The organism is Pseudomonas sp. TE12508 (assembly GCF_056279485.1).
This window is the reverse complement of record NZ_JBWCCN010000001.1, coordinates 246,061-262,725: the sequence shown is the minus strand read 5'-3', so window position 1 is coordinate 262,725 and position 16,665 is coordinate 246,061. Positions and strand designations below refer to the sequence as shown.

At 59.6% G+C, this 16,665-nt stretch carries 14 protein-coding genes and 1 pseudogene; 3 read left to right on the top strand and 12 right to left on the bottom strand.

The annotated features are described in order from the left end of the window. Positions 1-36: 36 nt before the first annotated feature. From hutH (ACZ9IM_RS01140) to hutC, 9 genes are all read right to left on the bottom strand, one after another. Complete coding sequence (gene hutH, locus ACZ9IM_RS01140) at positions 37-1,575, bottom strand: histidine ammonia-lyase (RefSeq protein ID WP_085985196.1); 1,539 nt, start codon at positions 1,573-1,575, stop codon at positions 37-39. A 114-nt stretch (positions 1,576-1,689) separates the two neighbouring features. Further along, entirely contained in the window at positions 1,690-3,213 is a 1,524-nt protein-coding gene (hutH, locus tag ACZ9IM_RS01135) for a histidine ammonia-lyase (protein ID WP_476223204.1), read from the bottom strand. Positions 3,214-3,371: 158 nt separating this feature from the next. Continuing rightward, positions 3,372-4,202, bottom strand: coding sequence for a quaternary amine ABC transporter ATP-binding protein (locus ACZ9IM_RS01130; protein ID WP_008005095.1), 831 nt, complete (start codon positions 4,200-4,202; stop codon positions 3,372-3,374). Continuing rightward, complete coding sequence (locus ACZ9IM_RS01125; RefSeq protein WP_007907826.1) at positions 4,199-5,050, bottom strand: ABC transporter permease; 852 nt, start codon at positions 5,048-5,050, stop codon at positions 4,199-4,201. The genes ACZ9IM_RS01130 and ACZ9IM_RS01125 overlap by 4 nt, the downstream gene beginning before the upstream one ends. Positions 5,051-5,121: 71 nt before the next feature. Beyond that, entirely contained in the window at positions 5,122-6,090 is a 969-nt protein-coding gene (locus ACZ9IM_RS01120; RefSeq protein WP_123500000.1) for an ABC transporter substrate-binding protein, read from the bottom strand. Positions 6,091-6,158: 68 nt separating this feature from the next. Beyond that, positions 6,159-7,631, bottom strand: a complete 1,473-nt coding sequence (locus ACZ9IM_RS01115; RefSeq protein ID WP_476223203.1) for a purine-cytosine permease family protein — start codon at positions 7,629-7,631, stop codon at positions 6,159-6,161. A 162-nt stretch (positions 7,632-7,793) separates the two neighbouring features. Beyond that, a complete protein-coding gene (hutU, locus tag ACZ9IM_RS01110; protein ID WP_008068815.1) occupies positions 7,794-9,476 on the bottom strand; it encodes a urocanate hydratase in 1,683 nt (560 codons plus the stop codon). A gap of 498 nt (positions 9,477-9,974) precedes the next feature. Next, positions 9,975-10,547, bottom strand: a complete 573-nt coding sequence (locus ACZ9IM_RS01105; RefSeq protein ID WP_476223202.1) for a HutD/Ves family protein — start codon at positions 10,545-10,547, stop codon at positions 9,975-9,977. A gap of 10 nt (positions 10,548-10,557) precedes the next feature. Beyond that, positions 10,558-11,226 (bottom strand): histidine utilization repressor, encoded by a 669-nt coding sequence (gene hutC / locus ACZ9IM_RS01100; protein WP_231669701.1) that lies wholly within the window; start codon positions 11,224-11,226, stop codon positions 10,558-10,560. Between the two features lie 199 nt (positions 11,227-11,425). Between hutC and ACZ9IM_RS01095 the strand changes: the two genes are divergently transcribed. After that, positions 11,426-12,790: a formimidoylglutamate deiminase gene (locus tag ACZ9IM_RS01095; RefSeq protein ID WP_427625394.1), complete on the top strand. Its 1,365-nt coding sequence runs from the start codon at positions 11,426-11,428 to the stop codon at positions 12,788-12,790. A gap of 115 nt (positions 12,791-12,905) precedes the next feature. Here ACZ9IM_RS01095 and ACZ9IM_RS01090 read toward each other — a convergent pair whose 3' ends face one another. Both ACZ9IM_RS01090 and ACZ9IM_RS01085 read right to left on the bottom strand, forming a co-directional pair. After that, a complete protein-coding gene (locus ACZ9IM_RS01090; protein WP_008068806.1) occupies positions 12,906-13,475 on the bottom strand; it encodes a lipocalin family protein in 570 nt (189 codons plus the stop codon). Between the two features lie 33 nt (positions 13,476-13,508). Then, complete coding sequence (locus ACZ9IM_RS01085) at positions 13,509-13,763, bottom strand: hypothetical protein (RefSeq protein WP_008068804.1); 255 nt, start codon at positions 13,761-13,763, stop codon at positions 13,509-13,511. Between the two features lie 278 nt (positions 13,764-14,041). Here ACZ9IM_RS01085 and ACZ9IM_RS01080 point away from each other — a divergent pair. Both ACZ9IM_RS01080 and ACZ9IM_RS01075 read left to right on the top strand, forming a co-directional pair. Further along, positions 14,042-15,076: pseudogene (locus ACZ9IM_RS01080) on the top strand (HAMP domain-containing protein); the annotation flags it as partial. Between the two features lie 93 nt (positions 15,077-15,169). Further along, positions 15,170-15,934 (top strand): methyl-accepting chemotaxis protein, encoded by a 765-nt coding sequence (locus ACZ9IM_RS01075; protein WP_370694726.1) that lies wholly within the window; start codon positions 15,170-15,172, stop codon positions 15,932-15,934. Positions 15,935-16,061: 127 nt separating this feature from the next. Here ACZ9IM_RS01075 and ACZ9IM_RS01070 read toward each other — a convergent pair whose 3' ends face one another. Continuing rightward, positions 16,062-16,664, bottom strand: coding sequence for a DUF924 family protein (locus tag ACZ9IM_RS01070; protein ID WP_063341842.1), 603 nt, complete (start codon positions 16,662-16,664; stop codon positions 16,062-16,064). Between the last annotated feature and the right edge of the window lies 1 nt (position 16,665).

Here is a 16,665-nt window from a genome sequence, read left to right as displayed (position 1 = left end):
CGCCGAGCGTGGGAACGATCATCAGAGAAGGAGTCGTTACAGACTAGGCAACAACTTCGCCGAAACCAGCTCGTTCAAGCAACGAGTCGCCAGAAGCTCGCTAGCAGCATTGATGTCCGGCGCAAAGAATCGATCCTTCTCATAGAACGGCACTTCGGCACGCAGAATGGCACGAGCCTTTTCCAGTTTCGTCGAGGTCTTCAGACCTTCACGCAGGTCGAGGCCCTGAGCCGCCGCCAGCCACTCCACTGCCAGAACACCACGCGTGTTTTCCGCCATTTCCCACAGACGCTTGCCGGCAGCCGGGGCCATCGACACATGGTCTTCCTGGTTGGCGGAAGTCGGCAGACTGTCGACCGAGTGCGGATGAGACAGTGCCTTGTTCTCGCTGGCCAATGCCGCCGCGGTCACCTGGGCGATCATGAAGCCGGAGTTCACGCCACCATTGGCCACCAGGAATGGCGGCAGTTGCGACATGTGCTTGTCCATCATCAGCGAGATGCGGCGCTCGCTCAGGGAGCCGATTTCGGCGATGGCCAGGGCCATGTTGTCGGCGGCCATGGCCACCGGTTCGGCGTGGAAGTTACCACCGGAGATCACATCGCCTTCAGCGGCGAACACCAACGGGTTGTCGGAAACGGCGTTGGCTTCGATGGCTAACACTTCGGCAGCCTGGCGGAACTGGGTCAGGCAGGCGCCCATGACTTGCGGCTGGCAGCGCAGGGAGTACGGGTCCTGGACCTTTTCGCAGTTCTGGTGCGAGTCGGACACTTCGCTGCGCTCGCCCAGCAGATCGCGATAAGCGGCAGCGGCATCGATCTGGCCTTTCTGGCCGCGAGCGGCATGAATGCGGGCGTCGAATGGCGAGCGCGAGCCCAATACCGCTTCAACCGTCATACCACCAATGGCCAGGGCGCCGGCGAACAGGTCTTCGCCTTCGAACAGACCGCGCAATGCATAAGCGGTGGACACCTGAGTACCGTTGAGCAGCGCCAGACCTTCTTTCGCGGCCAGGGTCAGCGGTGTCAGACCGGCGACTTTCAGCGCTTCGGTGGCTTCCATCCATTCGCCTTTGTAGCGCGCCTTGCCTTCACCCAGCAGCACCAGCGACATGTGCGCCAATGGCGCCAAGTCGCCGGAGGCACCGACTGAACCTTTCAATGGAATGTGCGGGTAAACCTCGGCATTGATCAGGGCGATCAGTGCGTCGATCACGACGCGACGAATACCGGAGAAGCCACGGCTCAGGCTGTTGACCTTGAGCACCATGACCAAGCGAACCAGTGCGTCGCTGATCGGCTCGCCGACACCGGCGGCGTGGGACAGCACCAGCGAGCGCTGCAGGTTTTCCAGGTCTTCGCTGGCGATGCGGGTCGAGGCCAGCAGGCCGAAACCGGTGTTGATGCCATAAGCGGTGCGGTTCTCGGCGAGGATCTGTTCCACGCAGGCAACGCTGGCTTCGATCTGGGCCGAGGCACTGTTGTCGAGGGTGATTTTGACCGGTTGCTGATAAACATCACGCAGTTGGGCAAGGCTCAGTTGGCCGGGAATCAAATTAAGCGCAGTCACATTCATTCTCCTTTTGAGAGTTTTTTATTAACTAACCAGACGCTCCGGAGATGTCCGTTGTCCGTCGCTTCCCGACTTGTTGAGAGGGGCTGGCGCCTTGGCACGCTGGTGTTGTGGATTTCAGTTCAGGTTCGGTAAAGCCTTGTGCAACAAAATCGGGTCTTTCAAAACACTGGCAGCGGCAGCAATGTCCGGTGCCAGCCAGCGGTCCTGGTCGTAGGCCGGGACTCGTTCACGCAACAGGCGCCAGGCGGCATCGGTGCCTGCGCCGAAGCGTTGTTCCTTGAGAAATTCAAACGCCTGAGCCGCCAGCAAGTACTCGATGGCGAGGATCTGCGTGCAGTTTTCCAACGCGCGATGCAGCTTCAGCGCCGCATTGGTGCCCATGCTCAAGTGGTCTTCCTGCAAGCCCGAGGTGACATAGTTGTCGAGCACCGCCGGTTGCGCCAGTTGACGATTTTCCGCACACAGGGACGCGGCAACGTACTGGACGATCATCATCCCGGAATTCACCCCGGGATTGGCCACCAGAAACGCCGGCAGACCGCTGACGTGCGGGTTGATCAAGCGGTCCAGCCGACGCTCGGCGATGGAGCCGATTTCGGCCATGGCGATCGCCAGCAAATCCGCCGCCAATGCCACTGACTGACCGTGCGGGTTGGCTTGGGACACCACCCGGAAGTTGTCCGGCGTGCCCAGCAGCATCGGGTTGTCGGTGACAGAGTTGAGTTCGGTTTCAATCTGCTTTTTCGCGTGTTCAAGTTGATCGCGAGCGGCGCCGTGGACTTGCGGGATCGAACGGATGCTCAACGCATCTTGAGTGCGAATGCCCTTGCTGCTGGCAATCACTTCACTGCCATCGAGCAGCGCCCGCAGGTTGATGCCGACTTGCTGCATGCCCGGGTGAGGCTTGAGCGCGATGATCTCGGCATCGAACGCGGCAATCTGGCCACGCTGAGCTTCGAAGCTCATGGCACCGATCACATCGGCCCACTGCACCAGACGCGTCGCATCGGCAATTGCCAGACAGCTGAGACCGGTCATGCATGGCGTGCCGTTGACCAGGCACAAACCATCTTTGGCGCCGAGCTGAACCGGTTGCAGACCTTCCTCACTCAAGGCCTGTTGCGCGGTAACGATCTGCCCGCGATAGCTGACATTGCCAACACCCAGCAGCGTGATTCCAATGTGGGCCATGTGGGTCAGGTAGCCCACCGAGCCCTGGGATGGCACTTGCGGGGTGATGCCGCGATTGAGCAGTGCCAACAAAGATTCGACCACCCGGCGATGAATGCCGGATTTGCCATGGCTATAGTTGCGAATAGCGGCGCAGATGATTGCGCGGGTCTGTTCGTCGGCCAATGGCGCGCCGACGCCACAGGCGTGACTGAGCAAGGTGTTGCGCGACAGTTGGCTGAGTTGTTCGCCTTTGAGCGAGACGTTGCACAAGGCGCCCAGGCCGGTGTTGACGCCGTAGGCACGCTCGCCGCTGGCGACGATGCGCTGGACGATCGCCTGGGCATTTTCGATCCGCGCCCAGACCTGTGGTGACAGCTCAAGCTGTGCGCCATGACGGGCTACGGCGACCACATCCTGCCAGCGCAACGGGGCGTCGGCGATAACGATTTTTTCAGCCTGGGACATCTGGAGCCTCATACAAAATTCTGTTGATCAATGAAACCCTGTGGCGAGGGGGCTTGCCCCCGTTCGAGCGCGAAGCGGTCGCAGTTTTTTGGGTCTGCTGCGCAGCCCAACGGGGGCAAGCCCCCTCGCCACAATAGATTTCACCACCCGCAAATCTCTCAAACCACCGCCGCCCGCCGCTGTACGAACCGGTCCACATACTCATCCGCCGGCGAATGCAGAATCTCTCTCGGCGTACCCACCTGAATCAGGCGGCCATCCTTGAGAATCGCAATGCGGTTGCCGATGCGCACGGCCTCGTCGAGGTCGTGGGTGATGAAGACGATGGTCTTGTGCAGGGTCTTTTGCAGTTCCAGCAACTGATCCTGCATTTCGGCGCGGATCAGCGGGTCGAGGGCGCTGAAGGCTTCGTCCATCAAGATGATGTCGGTGTCCGCCGCCAGGGCGCGGGCCAGGCCCACACGCTGGCGCATACCGCCAGACAGCTGATGCGGGTATTTGTTTTCGTAGCCCTTCAGGCCCACGGTGTTGATCCAGTGCAACGCACGCTCGGCACACATCTGCTTGCTCTCGCCACGCACTTTCAAGCCATAGGCGACGTTATCCAGCACGGTCTTGTGCGGCAGCAGGCCGAAGCTCTGGAACACCATGCTGATCTTGTGCCGACGAAATTCGCGCAGGGCTTCCATGTCGTATTGCAGGATGTCCACGCCGTCCACCAGGATCGCGCCGCTGGTAGGGTCGATCAGGCGATTGAAGTGGCGCACCAGGGTCGACTTGCCGGAACCCGACAGGCCCATGATCACGAAGATCTCGCCAGTGCCAATGCTCAGCGACAGGTCATTCACGCCGACCACGCAGCCGGTTTCGGCCAACACCTGGTCTTTGGTCTTGCCCTGGCCAATCATGCCCAGCGCATCCTTGGAACGGTTGCCGAAAATCTTGAAGACGTTTTTGACTTCAATCTTGCTGATGGCTTCGTTGCTCATTTGCTCACCTCATGCCGTGGCCGACCATACGCCTGAGTAATGCGGTCGATGACCACTGCCAGAATCACGATCGCCAGACCGGCTTCAAGGCCACGTCCGACGTTGAGGGTCTGAATCCCCACCAACACATCTTCACCCAAGCCACGGGCACCGATCATCGAGGCGATTACCACCATCGACAGGGCCATCATGGTGGTCTGGTTGATCCCGGCCATGATGCTCGGCAGGGCCAGCGGCAGTTGCACGCCAAACAGTTGCTGCCAGCGATTGGCGCCGAAAGCGTTGATCGCTTCCATCACTTCACCGTCGACCTGACGAATACCCAGATCAGTCAGGCGGATCAGCGGCGGCGCGGCGTAGATCACCGTGGCGAAAATCGCCGGGACCTTGCCCAGGCCGAACAGCATCAGCACCGGGATCAGGTACACGAAACTCGGCATGGTCTGCATGATGTCCAGCAGCGGCATCAGCACCGAACGCAGGCGATTGCTGCGCGCCGAGAGAATACCCAGCGGAATGCCGATCAGCACCGAGATGACCGTCGCTACCATCATCAGCGCCAGGGTCTGCATCAGCTTGTCCCAGAGGCCGACCGCACCCACCAGGAACAGCAGACCGACGATGACCGACGTGGTCACGACTTTGCGGGTCGCGTGCCAGGCAACGCCCGCCACGATCGCCAGCATCAGCCACCAGGGCGCCGCACGCAGCAGCCCTTCGAGATTGACGATGGCCCACAACAGGGTGTCGGAGATGCTGCGGAACACATCGCCGTAGTTGGTGACCAGCGTATCGACCCAACTGTTGACCCAGTCGGCGATGGAAAAGGTAAAGCTTTCGGGAAACATAAAAAGACTCTCAATCAAGGGGTTGCGATCAAGCATCCGACTGCCGTTGCCGACAGTCGGAGACACTCGACCTACAAGGCCGCGTCGATCTTTTTGGCTGCGTCTTCGCTCACCCACGCGTGCCAGACTTCAGGATGTTCCTTCAGGAAGATCTTGGCCAGTTTTGGCGATTCGATCCGCTCTTTGGCCATGCGCCCGAGGTTCTGATTCAGCAGGTCGATCGGCAGGTTGACCTTTTCCAGCACGGCCACCAGTTCCGGGGCTTGCTCGTGGAAGGTCTTGGACAGGCCGACCTTGATGGTCACGCTCTTGTCCACGCCTGGCTTCTCTTCGAGTTTGACCAGGTCGACCTGGCCCATCAGCGGGGTTGGCGACCAGTAGTAGAAAAGGATCGGTTCGCCACGCTTGTAGCTCGACAGCACCGCCGCATCCAGCGCCGGGCCGGTGCCTGGGCGGAAGTTGGTGTAGGTGCTTTCCAGGCCGTAGCTTTTGAGCATCTCGCTGTTGTCCAGCTCACAGGTCCAGCCGGCCGGGCAGTTGTAGAAACGGCCCTTGGATGGCTCTTCCTGATCCTTGAACACGGCAGCGTATTTGCCCAGATCGGCGATCGCTTTCAGGTCCGGGGCTTTTGGCTCCAGCTTGCGCTTGGCATCGCCTTCGATCACGTAACGCGGCACGTACCAGCCTTCGATCGCGCCAACCACCGGAGCGCCGACACCGATAACCTTGCCGGCCTTCTCGGCCTTGTTCCAGACTTCGCTACGACCGACCCACTCTTCGGCAAACACTTGAATGTCGTTGCTGCTCAGGGCGTTTTCCATGGTGATGGAGTTGCCCGGCAGGCTGTCGGTCTTGCAGTCGTAGCCTTTCTCCAACACGATTTGCATCACGTCGGTCAGCAGCATGCCGCTTTCCCAGTTCAGGCCGGCGAATTTCACCGGTTTGCCCGATTCGCACCAGCCAGCCGCCTGAGTGGCGCCGGCACTGGCCAACAGGCCCATGGAAAGCAATGTGGTCAGCAGGGTCTTGTTCGATTTCATTGTTTGACGCTCCTAATCATGAGTTGGCTTACGGCAGTCAAGAGGCATCCAGCCCTGTCCACGTCCAATCAGGCCTGCGCCGCAGCGCGACTGGCCCCGCTTGTTATAGGTGCTGCATCGCTGTCCTGCTCGACCGGCAGGATCAGTTGATCGGGTACTGCGCTGTGCCATTTTTTCGCGCACACGTAATACAGAGCCGCGGGAAGCACCAGACCGATGATCCAGGAAATATCCACACCACCCAGAGCGTCCACCAGCGGACCGGTATAGAACTTGGTAGCGATGAACGGCAATTGCACCAGCACACCGAAGACATAGACGCTGATACCGAGGGGGTTCCAACGGCCGTAGCGACCGTTCGGATCGCCCAGCGCCGGCACGTCATAGCGCTCGCGAGTGATGCAGTAGTAGTCCACCAGGTTGATCGCGCTCCATGGCGTGAAAAAAGCCAGCAAAAACAGGATGAAGGACTTGAACGCACCGAGGAACGAGTGCTGACCGAGCAACGCGATCAGGGTCGCAGTGCCGACGATGACCAGCACGAAGACCAGACGCTGCAAGCGCGTTACCCGCAGGTCTCCACGGAAACCGCTGATGATGGTCGCAATGCACATGAAGCTGCCGTAGGAGTTCAGCGTTGAAATGGTGACTTTGCCGAACGCGATGCTGAAGTACAGCAGCGCAGCGGTGGCACCGCTGCCGCTCAAACCAACGATGTAGGCCACTTCGTGGCCGGCGAATTGTCCGTTGGCCATGGCGGCGGCAAACACACCGAGGATCATCGCCACCTGTGCGCCAATGACCGAACCCGCGCCGGCGGCGAAAAAGGTTTTCACCGAAGACGTGCTGCTCGGCAGATAGCGTGAATAGTCAGCCACGTATGGGCCGAAGGCGATCTGCCAGGATGCCGCGAGCGATACCGCGAGCAGGAAGCTGGTCCAGCTGAAGTGGCGGATCTGCAGGAGTGCGCCAACGTCAGTCTGGCTCATCAGGCGACTGAACAGGTAAACGAAGGCAATCACGCCAATGACACTGGCGACACGGCCGATGAAATGGATCACCCGATAACCGAGCACCGTGACCAGCACGATGACACTGGCGAAGATAAGGATCCCGACGCTGTCGCTGACGCCAAACAACTGGCCCAGCGCCTGGCCGGAAAGCACGGTGCCCGTTGCGGTGAAGCCCAAGTACATCAGGCACACCAGCACGATCGGGATCGCCGCGCCATACACGCCGAACTGTACCCGGCTGGAGATCATCTGCGGCAGGCCAAGCTTGGGCCCTTGCGCCGCATGCAGCGCCATTACGCCACCGCCGAGCAGTTGACCGATCAACAGACCGATCAACGACCAGAACACATCACCGCCCAGCACCACGGCCAGGGCCCCGGTGACAATTGCGGTGATTTGCAGGTTGGCCCCCATCCACAGGGTGAACTGGCTCAACAGACGACCGTGTCTCTCCGCTTCCGGGATGTAGTCGATCGAACGTTTCTCGATCAACGGTTTACTGCCTGCACGATCGTCATTAACAGCCATGATTCAACCTCTGTGGATTGTTATTCGATGTTGGTTGTATCTGCGTAGAAACTGGTAGGAGCTGTCGAGTGAAACGAGGCTGCGATCTTTTGGCGTCGTTATTGACGCCGAAGATCAAGATCAAAAGATCGCAGCCTGCGGCAGCTCCTACAGGGTTCCGCGTTATTTACCGGTAATCATCGGCAGGTTCAGGCCTTGTTCCTTGGCACAGTCGATTGCGATTTGGTAGCCCGCATCGGCGTGACGCATGACACCGGTAGCCGGGTCGTTATGCAGCACGCGAGCGATACGTTCGGCCGCTTCGTCAGTACCGTCGCAGACAATCACCATGCCCGAGTGCTGGGAGAAGCCCATGCCGACGCCGCCGCCGTGATGCAGGGAAACCCAGGTCGCACCGCTCGCGGTGTTGAGCAGAGCGTTAAGCAGTGGCCAGTCGGACACGGCGTCGGAACCGTCCTGCATCGATTCGGTTTCGCGGTTCGGGCTGGATACCGAGCCGGAGTCCAAGTGGTCGCGACCGATCACGATCGGCGCCGACAACTCACCGCTGCGAACCATTTCGTTGAACGCCAGACCGAGCTTGGCGCGCAGGCCCAGGCCAACCCAGCAGATACGTGCCGGCAGACCCTGGAAGCTGATGCGCTCGCGCGCCATGTCCAGCCAGTTGTGCAGGTGGGCGTCGTCCGGGATCAGTTCTTTTACCTTGGCGTCGGTTTTGTAGATGTCTTGCGGATCGCCCGACAGTGCAGCCCAACGGAACGGACCGATACCGCGGCAGAACAGCGGACGGATGTAAGCCGGTACGAAACCCGGGAAGTCGAATGCGTTCTCGACGCCTTCTTCTTGGGCCATCTGACGAATGTTGTTGCCGTAGTCGAAGGTCGGAATACCCATTTTCTGGAAGTCGAGCATCGCTTTAACGTGCACGGCCATGGACTGCTTGGCGGCTTTGACGACAGCGGCTGGCTCGGTTTTGGCGCGAGCGCGGTACTCTTCCCAGGTCCAGCCGGCTGGCAGGTAACCGTTGAGTGGGTCGTGGGCGCTGGTCTGGTCGGTGACCATGTCTGGGCGCACGCCGCGCTTGACCAGTTCCGGCAGGATTTCAGCCGCGTTACCCAACAGGGCGATGGAAATCGCTTTGCCTTCCTTGGTGTATTTGGCGATGCGGGCCAGCGCGTCGTCGAGGTCGGTGGCTTGTTCATCGACATAACGGCTGTTCAGGCGGAAATCGATGCTGACCTGCTGGCATTCGATGTTCAGCGAGCAAGCGCCGGCCAGGGTTGCAGCCAGAGGCTGAGCGCCGCCCATGCCGCCGAGGCCTGCGGTCAGGACCCAACGACCTTTGAGGTCATCGTTATAGTGTTGGCGACCGGCTTCGACGAAGGTTTCGTAGGTGCCCTGAACGATGCCCTGGCTGCCGATGTAGATCCAGCTGCCGGCGGTCATCTGGCCGTACATGGCCAGGCCTTTGGCGTCCAGTTCGTTGAAGTGTTCCCAGTTCGCCCAGTGTGGCACCAGGTTGGAGTTGGCGATCAGCACGCGTGGGGCGTTGCTGTGGGTCTTGAACACGCCGACCGGCTTGCCGGATTGCACCAGCAGGGTCTCGTCGTCGTTCAGGTTGGTCAGGCTTTCGACGATCTTGTCGTAGCATTCCCAATTACGTGCCGCACGACCGATACCACCGTAAACCACCAGTTCTTTAGGGTTCTCGGCGACTTCCGGGTCGAGGTTGTTCATCAGCATGCGCAGCGGCGCTTCAGTCAGCCAGCTCTTGGCGGTCAGCTTGTTACCGCGGGCAGCGCGGATTTCGACGTTACGGTACTTAGTGGGCTTATTGTCAGTCACGAAAAAGACTCCTCATCAATCAATCCAAACCAACCCTGGCGGTGGGCAAGCCAGCCTGTGCGCGCCAAAGCGCCACAAGCGAATCAGTGGACGTTGCGAGGAGTCTCGATCGACTCATACGCATACGTCTTTACTTGTACATACAAGCATATGCAATCAAGCGGCCAACTTGCTGGATGGGTGCTCAAGAAAAGTTTTGAACATGGCTGGAGAGCGCCTGAATCAAGGGTTCTGGCGAAGATGAAATTTTTCTGGGGGATTTTGCGAAGGGCGTGACGGTTGTTACTTGAGCGTGGTTTTGCGCCACACTGGGGCGTTCGGTAACAAAGTGGTGCGCAATGGGAAACGGCGTGGGCTACTGCTTTGTGGCGAGGGAGCTTGCTCCCGCTGGGCTGCGAAGCAGACCCAAAAACCGGAGCAAGTGGTGTGTCAGATGAAACCGGCATGCTGGATGACGACTGCTGCGCAGCCGAGCGGGAGCAAGCTCCCTCGCCACAGTTAACCGCGTGCGATCAGCTCGATCACACAGCACTGGCCCTTGATGGAGATATCCAGCAGGCTAACGTTACCGTCCAGTTGCAGACAATCATGGCGCCCTAGCTGAGAGGCGCTGTTATCAACCGTCACTTCAAGCTGTTCAGACACGCTGAACACCAGCACGGTGCCGGCCGAACTGAAAAACCGCTGATCACCCCCCAACCATTGCAACCGCGCGCTGTAACGGTCCGGCGCATAAATCAGGTTGAAGTCGCGAATCGGTCCGCCGAGCAATGTGCAGGACACATGACTCTCGCCACTGAAAGCAAACGGGTCCAGCGGTAACAACGGCCGCGTGTCCTGGCCGTCGACGCGCAGGCTCATGCCCTCGCCTTGCAGCACGGTGATCACCCGCTCATAGCCGGCAAAGGTTGAAAACCCGCCCGACTCACCAATATCGGCAATCGACAGACGCCAGCCGAAACCCTCAAGGCCAGCACCTCCATCACGGGTGATTTCTTCAGTGCTGCCGCCGCCGTTTTTCCACGGCATACGCGGGTAATCGGCCGCGTGTAAAACTTTCAACTGGCTCATTTCGGGCTCTTTATTTATGGAACCGTCCTTCCAGACGATGACGGGAACCGGGGTGGATCAAACGGGCGGCGGTCACGGGCTGACGACCAGACCAGGTGCGGCGACGAATCAGCAGGCAAGGCTCGCCCTTTTCAATCTGCAGCAACTTGCATTCGGACGGCTCGGCGAGAATCGCTTCGACCACGTGCTCGCCTTCGGTCAACGGCGCGACCTGGTTCAGATAGGCGTAAGGCGTTTGCAGGGTGAAGTCTTGCTTGAGGTAGTCCGGCGCCACCAGCGCGTTGACGAAACGGTCTTCGATTTGCACCGGAATATCGTTTTCGAAATGCACGATCAGCGAGTGGAAAACTTTCTGGCCTTCGCGCATGTCCAGGGCCACGGCCCGCTCGGAACCGGCGGCCTCTTCTTCGAGGGTGATCACCTTGCAGGTGTGGCGATGGCCGCGGGAGGCGATCTCGTCGGCGATGTTGTGCACTTCAAACAAAGCAGACTGACTTTTCGGCTCGGCGACGAACGTACCGACACCCTGCATGCGCACCAGCAAGCCGTCGGCGGTCATCTCGCGCAGGGCGCGGTTGATGGTCATGCGGCTGAAACCCAGCTGATTGACCAACTCGCTTTCCGACGGGACGCGGTAGTGCGGCGGCCAGTTTCCACTGTCGATCTGCTGGGTGATCATCTGTTTGACGCGGGCGTACAAGGGCGCCGGACTGTCGCCCAGATTGGCGCTCAGATTGGCATTCGGCGGCAATGTGGCAGAGGGAGTCGGCACGGTTAATCCTTGTTCATCTATGAGAGTTGCTAGCTTGCCGGAGTTTACCGAGCAGGCAAACGTCTGTATATGTATATACAAATAACACACGATGGGGTGCTGAACCATGTCCGCCTTCTTTGCCGAACGCGCGCTGCTGCCTAGTGGATGGGCCAACAATGTACGTCTTGAGGTCAGCGCCGATGGCGTGCTGACCCATATCCAGGCCGATTCTCACGCAGATGACGCCGAACGGCTGAGCGGTCCGCTACTGCCGGGGATGCCGAATTTACACTCCCACGCCTTCCAGCGCGCCATGGCCGGGCTGGCGGAAGTGGCGGGCAATCCAAATGACAGTTTCTGGACCTGGCGCGATTTGATGTACCGGCTCGTCGGAAAAATCAGCCCGGACCAACTCGGCGTCATCGCCCGTCAGCTGTACATCGAAATGCTCAAGGCCGGTTACACCTCGGTCGCGGAATTTCATTATGTACACCACGATACGAGCGGCCAACCGTACGCAGACCCGGCCGAACTGGCGTTGCGCATCAGCCAGGCCGCCAGCTCCGCCGGTATCGGCTTGACCCTGCTGCCAGTGCTCTACAGCCACTCCGGTTTTGGTGGCCAGGCCCCGAACGAAGGTCAGCGCCGCTTTATCAACAGCACCGAAAACTACCTGAAACTCCAGTCGCGCTTGCAGCCGATCCTGGCGCAACAGCCGGCGCAGGCATTGGGTTTGTGTTTCCACTCGTTACGCGCGGTCACCCCGCAGCAGATCAGTGAAGTGCTGGCGGCCAGCGACAAGCAGTGCCCGGTGCACATTCACATTGCCGAACAGCAGAAGGAAGTCGATGACTGCCTGAGCTGGAGCGGTCGCCGTCCGTTGCAATGGCTGTACGAAAACACCGACGTCGATCAGCGCTGGTGCCTGGTCCACGCGACCCACGCCAACCCGGAAGAAGTCACGCTCATGGCCAAGAGCCGCGCCATCGCGGGTCTATGCCTGACCACCGAAGCCAACCTCGGCGACGGGATTTTTCCGGCAGTAGACTTCCTGGCGCAGGGCGGGCGCATGGGCATCGGCTCCGACAGCCATGTGTCGTTAAGCGTGGTGGAAGAATTGCGCTGGCTGGAATACGGCCAGCGTCTGCGCGATCAGCGGCGGAATCGTTTGTATGGCGCGGATCAGCCGATGGTCGGCCGCACACTGTATGACGCCGCGCTGGATGGCGGTGCCCAGGCGCTGGGGCAACCGATTGGCGCCCTGGAAGTCGGCAAGCGTGCGGATTGGTTGGTGCTCGATGGCAACGATCCGTATCTGGCAACGGCCAGTGGCGACGGGATTCTCAATCGTTGGCTGTTTGCCGGTGGTGACCGTCAGGTGCGGGATGTGCTGGTCAACGGCCAGTGGGTTGTGCGTGATGGGCGGCATGCCGGGGAAGAAGAGAGTAATCGGGCGTTTACCCAGGTGCTGCGCGAACTTCTGGGCTAACACCAAAAACAATGTGGGAGCGAGCCTGCTCGCGATGGGGCCATCAGATTCAACAATGAAGTTGACTGAAGGTCCGCTATCGCGAGCAGGCTCGCTCCCACAGAGTTATGCGTAATCAGTTGGAAGTCTTGGCCATCTTGGAATCCGACGCGCGCCAGATCAGTCGCGTCGTGTCATAACCCTGCTGACGCGCCTTGCTCAGCAGTTCTTCGCGCACGACACCATTGACCGTCGGGGTGCGCGACAGCAGCCAGAGGTGACGGCGGCTCGGGTCGCCGACAATCGCGGTCTTGTAATCATCGCTGACGTACAACACCCAGTACTCTCCCTTCGCCACACCCGGGATCAGTCGCGAGAACCAGGTATCGAACTCGACCCACAGCTTGTCGGCCTTGCCGGGCACCTGTGGATAAGCCGTGCCTTTGGCCTCTTCCCATTGCCAGTCCGACGTCAGGCAACGGTTCAGCACCGCCATGTCACCTTCAGGCTTGAGACTGTAATGGGCTTCGGATTGTGCGCAGTTGCGCTGAAAATACACCGGCAGACGCGCCAGTTCGTACCAGGTTCCCTGGTAGCGCTTGAGGTTGACCGTGTTGACGGTCTTGGGTGCCAACGGATCTACGCCAGAAGTGGCGCAGCCGGCCAATACCAGGCCGGCAAAAAGTACGATCAGTAACCGCTTCATTATTTTTTTCTCCCGTGGGCGAATAGCCCCGGTTTACTTCAGGCCTTGGCCAGAAAACATCAGCACTTTGTCACCGGCATACTGCACGCTGATAAAGCTGTTTTTGTCACCCCAGGTGCAACTGGACATGCCGAGTGCGCCGGAGCAATCGGCAGGTTTGCCCAGCAAGGTTTCAACCTCGGCCTTGGGCATGCCGGTCGACAGCTTCGAATAATTTTCTTGATTGATCTTGCCGCACGCTGCCAACAACACGCAGAACGAGAGCAAGGCGATAGATCGCAGCGACATGGTGTAACTCCTGGGGCGTAGGGAATGGCATGGCTGCCAAGCTGAAGCTTAGAAGAGAAAACCCTTGTCTGGTTCCCTGACCCTGCGGCTATTTGTTCGGCCATCCGTCTGCCTTTTACGATAAATCAGCCACTTTTTCGCGCCGTTGAGTATTTCGTCGGTTTTCCCGCAGGCCGCCTAATCTTTGGCGCCGGCCAGTCGACATAGAAGCAGTGTAAAGCCTTCCACTGTGGCAAATTGACACCCCTGTTGACCAGCCCTTCGCGGTAGCTCATTTAATGACCAGAAACATGAAATTCAGCCACAAAATCCTGTTGGCCGCCGCCCTTGTGGTGGCCGTTGCATTCGTCTGTTTCATCCTGTTCAACGATTACCGCCAGCGGCAGACTCTGCGCAGCAGTACCGAGTCCTCGATGCAGGAACTCGGCAGCCTGACCACCAGCAACATTCAGACCTGGCTGGAAAGCCGCATTCAATTGCTGCAATCGCTGTCCCAGCAAATCGCCGTGGACGGCAGCGCCCTGGCCAATCTCAAGCGCGCCATCGATCTGCCGGCCTATACCAGCAACTTCCAGCTGAGCTACTTCGGCGGCACCGATGGCGTGATGTTCTCGGTCCCGGCCGGCAATCGCGCCGCGGACTATGACCCGCGCTCTCGTGGCTGGTACAAGGCGGCCAACAACGCACAACAGACCATCGTCACCGAACCCTACATTGCGGCATCGTCGGGCAAACTGGTGATTACCGTTGCCACGCCGGTGAAGCACCAGAATCAAATGATTGGCGTCGCCGGTGCAGACATTGATCTGTCCAGCGTCAGCGCGATCATCAACTCGCTGAACTTCGGCGGTCATGGCCATGCGTTTATCGTCAGCGCCGACGGCAAGATCCTGATCCACCCGGACAGCAAACTGGTGCTCAAGAACCTGGCTGACGCGTACCCCAACGAGGCGCCGAAAATCAGCCCGGGCCTGAAGGAAGTCGAACTGGACGGAAAAACCCGGTTCATCTCCTTCACTCACGTCAACGGCGTGCCGTCTGCAGACTGGTACGTGGCGCTGGTGCTGGATAAAGACACCGCGTTCTCGATGCTCAGCGAATTCCGTACCTCGGCGATCATCGCCATGATCATTGCCGTGGTGATCATCATCGCGCTGCTGAGCATGTTGATCCGCGTGCTGATGCAACCGCTGCTGACCATGGGCCGCGCCATGCATGACATCGCCGAGGGCGAAGGCGACCTGACCAAACGCCTGACCATTCACGGCCAGGATGAATTCGGTGCGCTGGGCACTTCGTTCAACCGTTTTGTGGAACGCATTCATACCTCGATCCGCGAAGTGTCCTCGGCCACCGGCCAGGTCAACGAAGTCGCCTTGCGGGTCGTCGCGGCATCCAACTCGTCAATGTTCAACTCCGATCAGCAGGCCTCACGCACCAGCAGCGTGGCGGCAGCAATCAACGAATTGGGCGCCGCCGCCCAGGAAATCGCCCAGAACGCCGCCCTCGCCTCGCAACATTCGAGCGACGCCCGCGCCTTGGCCGAAGACGGTCAGCAAGTGGTGGATAAAACCATCGCCGCCATGCAGCAGCTATCGGCAAAAATCAGCGATTCCTGCGGCAACATCGAAACCCTGAACAGCAACACAGTGAACATCGGCCAGATTCTGGAAGTAATCACCAGCATCTCGCAGCAAACCAACCTGCTAGCGCTCAACGCGGCCATCGAAGCGGCCCGTGCCGGTGAAGCCGGCCGTGGTTTTGCCGTGGTTGCCGATGAGGTGCGCAACCTCGCCCACCGCACTCAGGATTCGGCGCAGCAAGTGCAGAAGATGATCGAAGAACTGCAAGTCGGCGCCCGGGAAGCGGTCAGCACCATGACCGACAGCCAGCGCCAGAGCGAAAGCAGCGTCGGCATCGCCAACCAGGCCGGTGAGCGCCTGGGCAGCGTGACGCAGCGCATCGGTGAGATCGACGGGATGAACCAGTCCGTGGCCACCGCGACTGAGGAACAAACCGCTGTGGTGGAGTCGATCAACGTCGACATCACCGAGATCAACACGTTGAACCAGGAAGGTGTAGAGAACTTGCAGTCGACTTTGCGTGCGTGCGCTGACCTTGAGCAGCAGGCGGCGCGGTTGAAGCAGTTGGTGGGTAGTTTCAGGATTTAACTGCCAGTCACTGATCGTTCCCACGCTCTGCTTGGGAATGCCTCAACGGACGCTCCGCGTTCGGCTCTGGAAGGGACGCGGAGCGTCCCGGGCTGCATTCCCACGCGGAGCGTGGGAACGATCAAAGCTAGAAGCGGGATCCAGGCCCTGAAAGAAACTCAACTTCCTCCGCCGTAGACTCACGCCCCAGCACCGCATTGCGATGGGGAAACCGTCCAAATCGCGCAATAATCTTCTGATGCCGCTCGGCATAATCCAGGTTGTCGGCAAACACCGCCCGATCCGCCTCCGGTTGCTGTTCAACCAGATCAAGAAACCGCGAAACCGCTTCGTTCTGCACCGCCAGATTTTCGCAGTGCTCAAACACCAGATAGATAAACACCCGCTGGATCGGCCGCAGTTGCCGATCGAAATCCGCAGCAATGCCTTGCGCTACCAGTGCCTGAGCCCTGAGATCGCCTGAAAAGGATTTGGGGGTATCGCGAAAGATCATTCGCGGAAGTTGATCGAGTAGCAGCACCAAGGCCAGCCAACCTTCAGGGTGTTGCACCCATTCGGTCAAACCGCCGGCCAGTGCCTGCTCGACCAGGTCCCCGAAACGCGTCCGCGCCTCGAGGTCCTGGCTGTCGCGCTTGCCGAACCATAACTTGCCCTTGTCAGCCGCTATTTCGTTGGGTGATTCGAAAGATCCAAACCACCATTCGAGTAACGGCTGCCAGGGCGCGGTCATG

Coding starts and splice junctions, on each gene's coding strand:
- hutH (WP_085985196.1), bottom strand. CDS start 1,575: ATGAATGTGACTGCGCTTAATTTGATTCCCGGCCAACTGAGCCTTGCC.
- hutH (WP_476223204.1), bottom strand. CDS start 3,213: ATGTCCCAGGCTGAAAAAATCGTTATCGCCGACGCCCCGTTGCGCTGG.
- ACZ9IM_RS01130 (WP_008005095.1), bottom strand. CDS start 4,202: ATGAGCAACGAAGCCATCAGCAAGATTGAAGTCAAAAACGTCTTCAAG.
- ACZ9IM_RS01125 (WP_007907826.1), bottom strand. CDS start 5,050: ATGTTTCCCGAAAGCTTTACCTTTTCCATCGCCGACTGGGTCAACAGT.
- ACZ9IM_RS01120 (WP_123500000.1), bottom strand. CDS start 6,090: ATGAAATCGAACAAGACCCTGCTGACCACATTGCTTTCCATGGGCCTG.
- ACZ9IM_RS01115 (WP_476223203.1), bottom strand. CDS start 7,631: ATGGCTGTTAATGACGATCGTGCAGGCAGTAAACCGTTGATCGAGAAA.
- ACZ9IM_RS01105 (WP_476223202.1), bottom strand. CDS start 10,547: ATGAGCCAGTTGAAAGTTTTACACGCGGCCGATTACCCGCGTATGCCG.
- hutC (WP_231669701.1), bottom strand. CDS start 11,226: ATGATCACCCAGCAGATCGACAGTGGAAACTGGCCGCCGCACTACCGC.
- ACZ9IM_RS01095 (WP_427625394.1), top strand. CDS start 11,426: ATGTCCGCCTTCTTTGCCGAACGCGCGCTGCTGCCTAGTGGATGGGCC.
- ACZ9IM_RS01090 (WP_008068806.1), bottom strand. CDS start 13,475: ATGAAGCGGTTACTGATCGTACTTTTTGCCGGCCTGGTATTGGCCGGC.
- ACZ9IM_RS01085 (WP_008068804.1), bottom strand. CDS start 13,763: ATGTCGCTGCGATCTATCGCCTTGCTCTCGTTCTGCGTGTTGTTGGCA.
- ACZ9IM_RS01075 (WP_370694726.1), top strand. CDS start 15,170: ATGTTCAACTCCGATCAGCAGGCCTCACGCACCAGCAGCGTGGCGGCA.
- ACZ9IM_RS01070 (WP_063341842.1), bottom strand. CDS start 16,664: ATGACCGCGCCCTGGCAGCCGTTACTCGAATGGTGGTTTGGATCTTTC.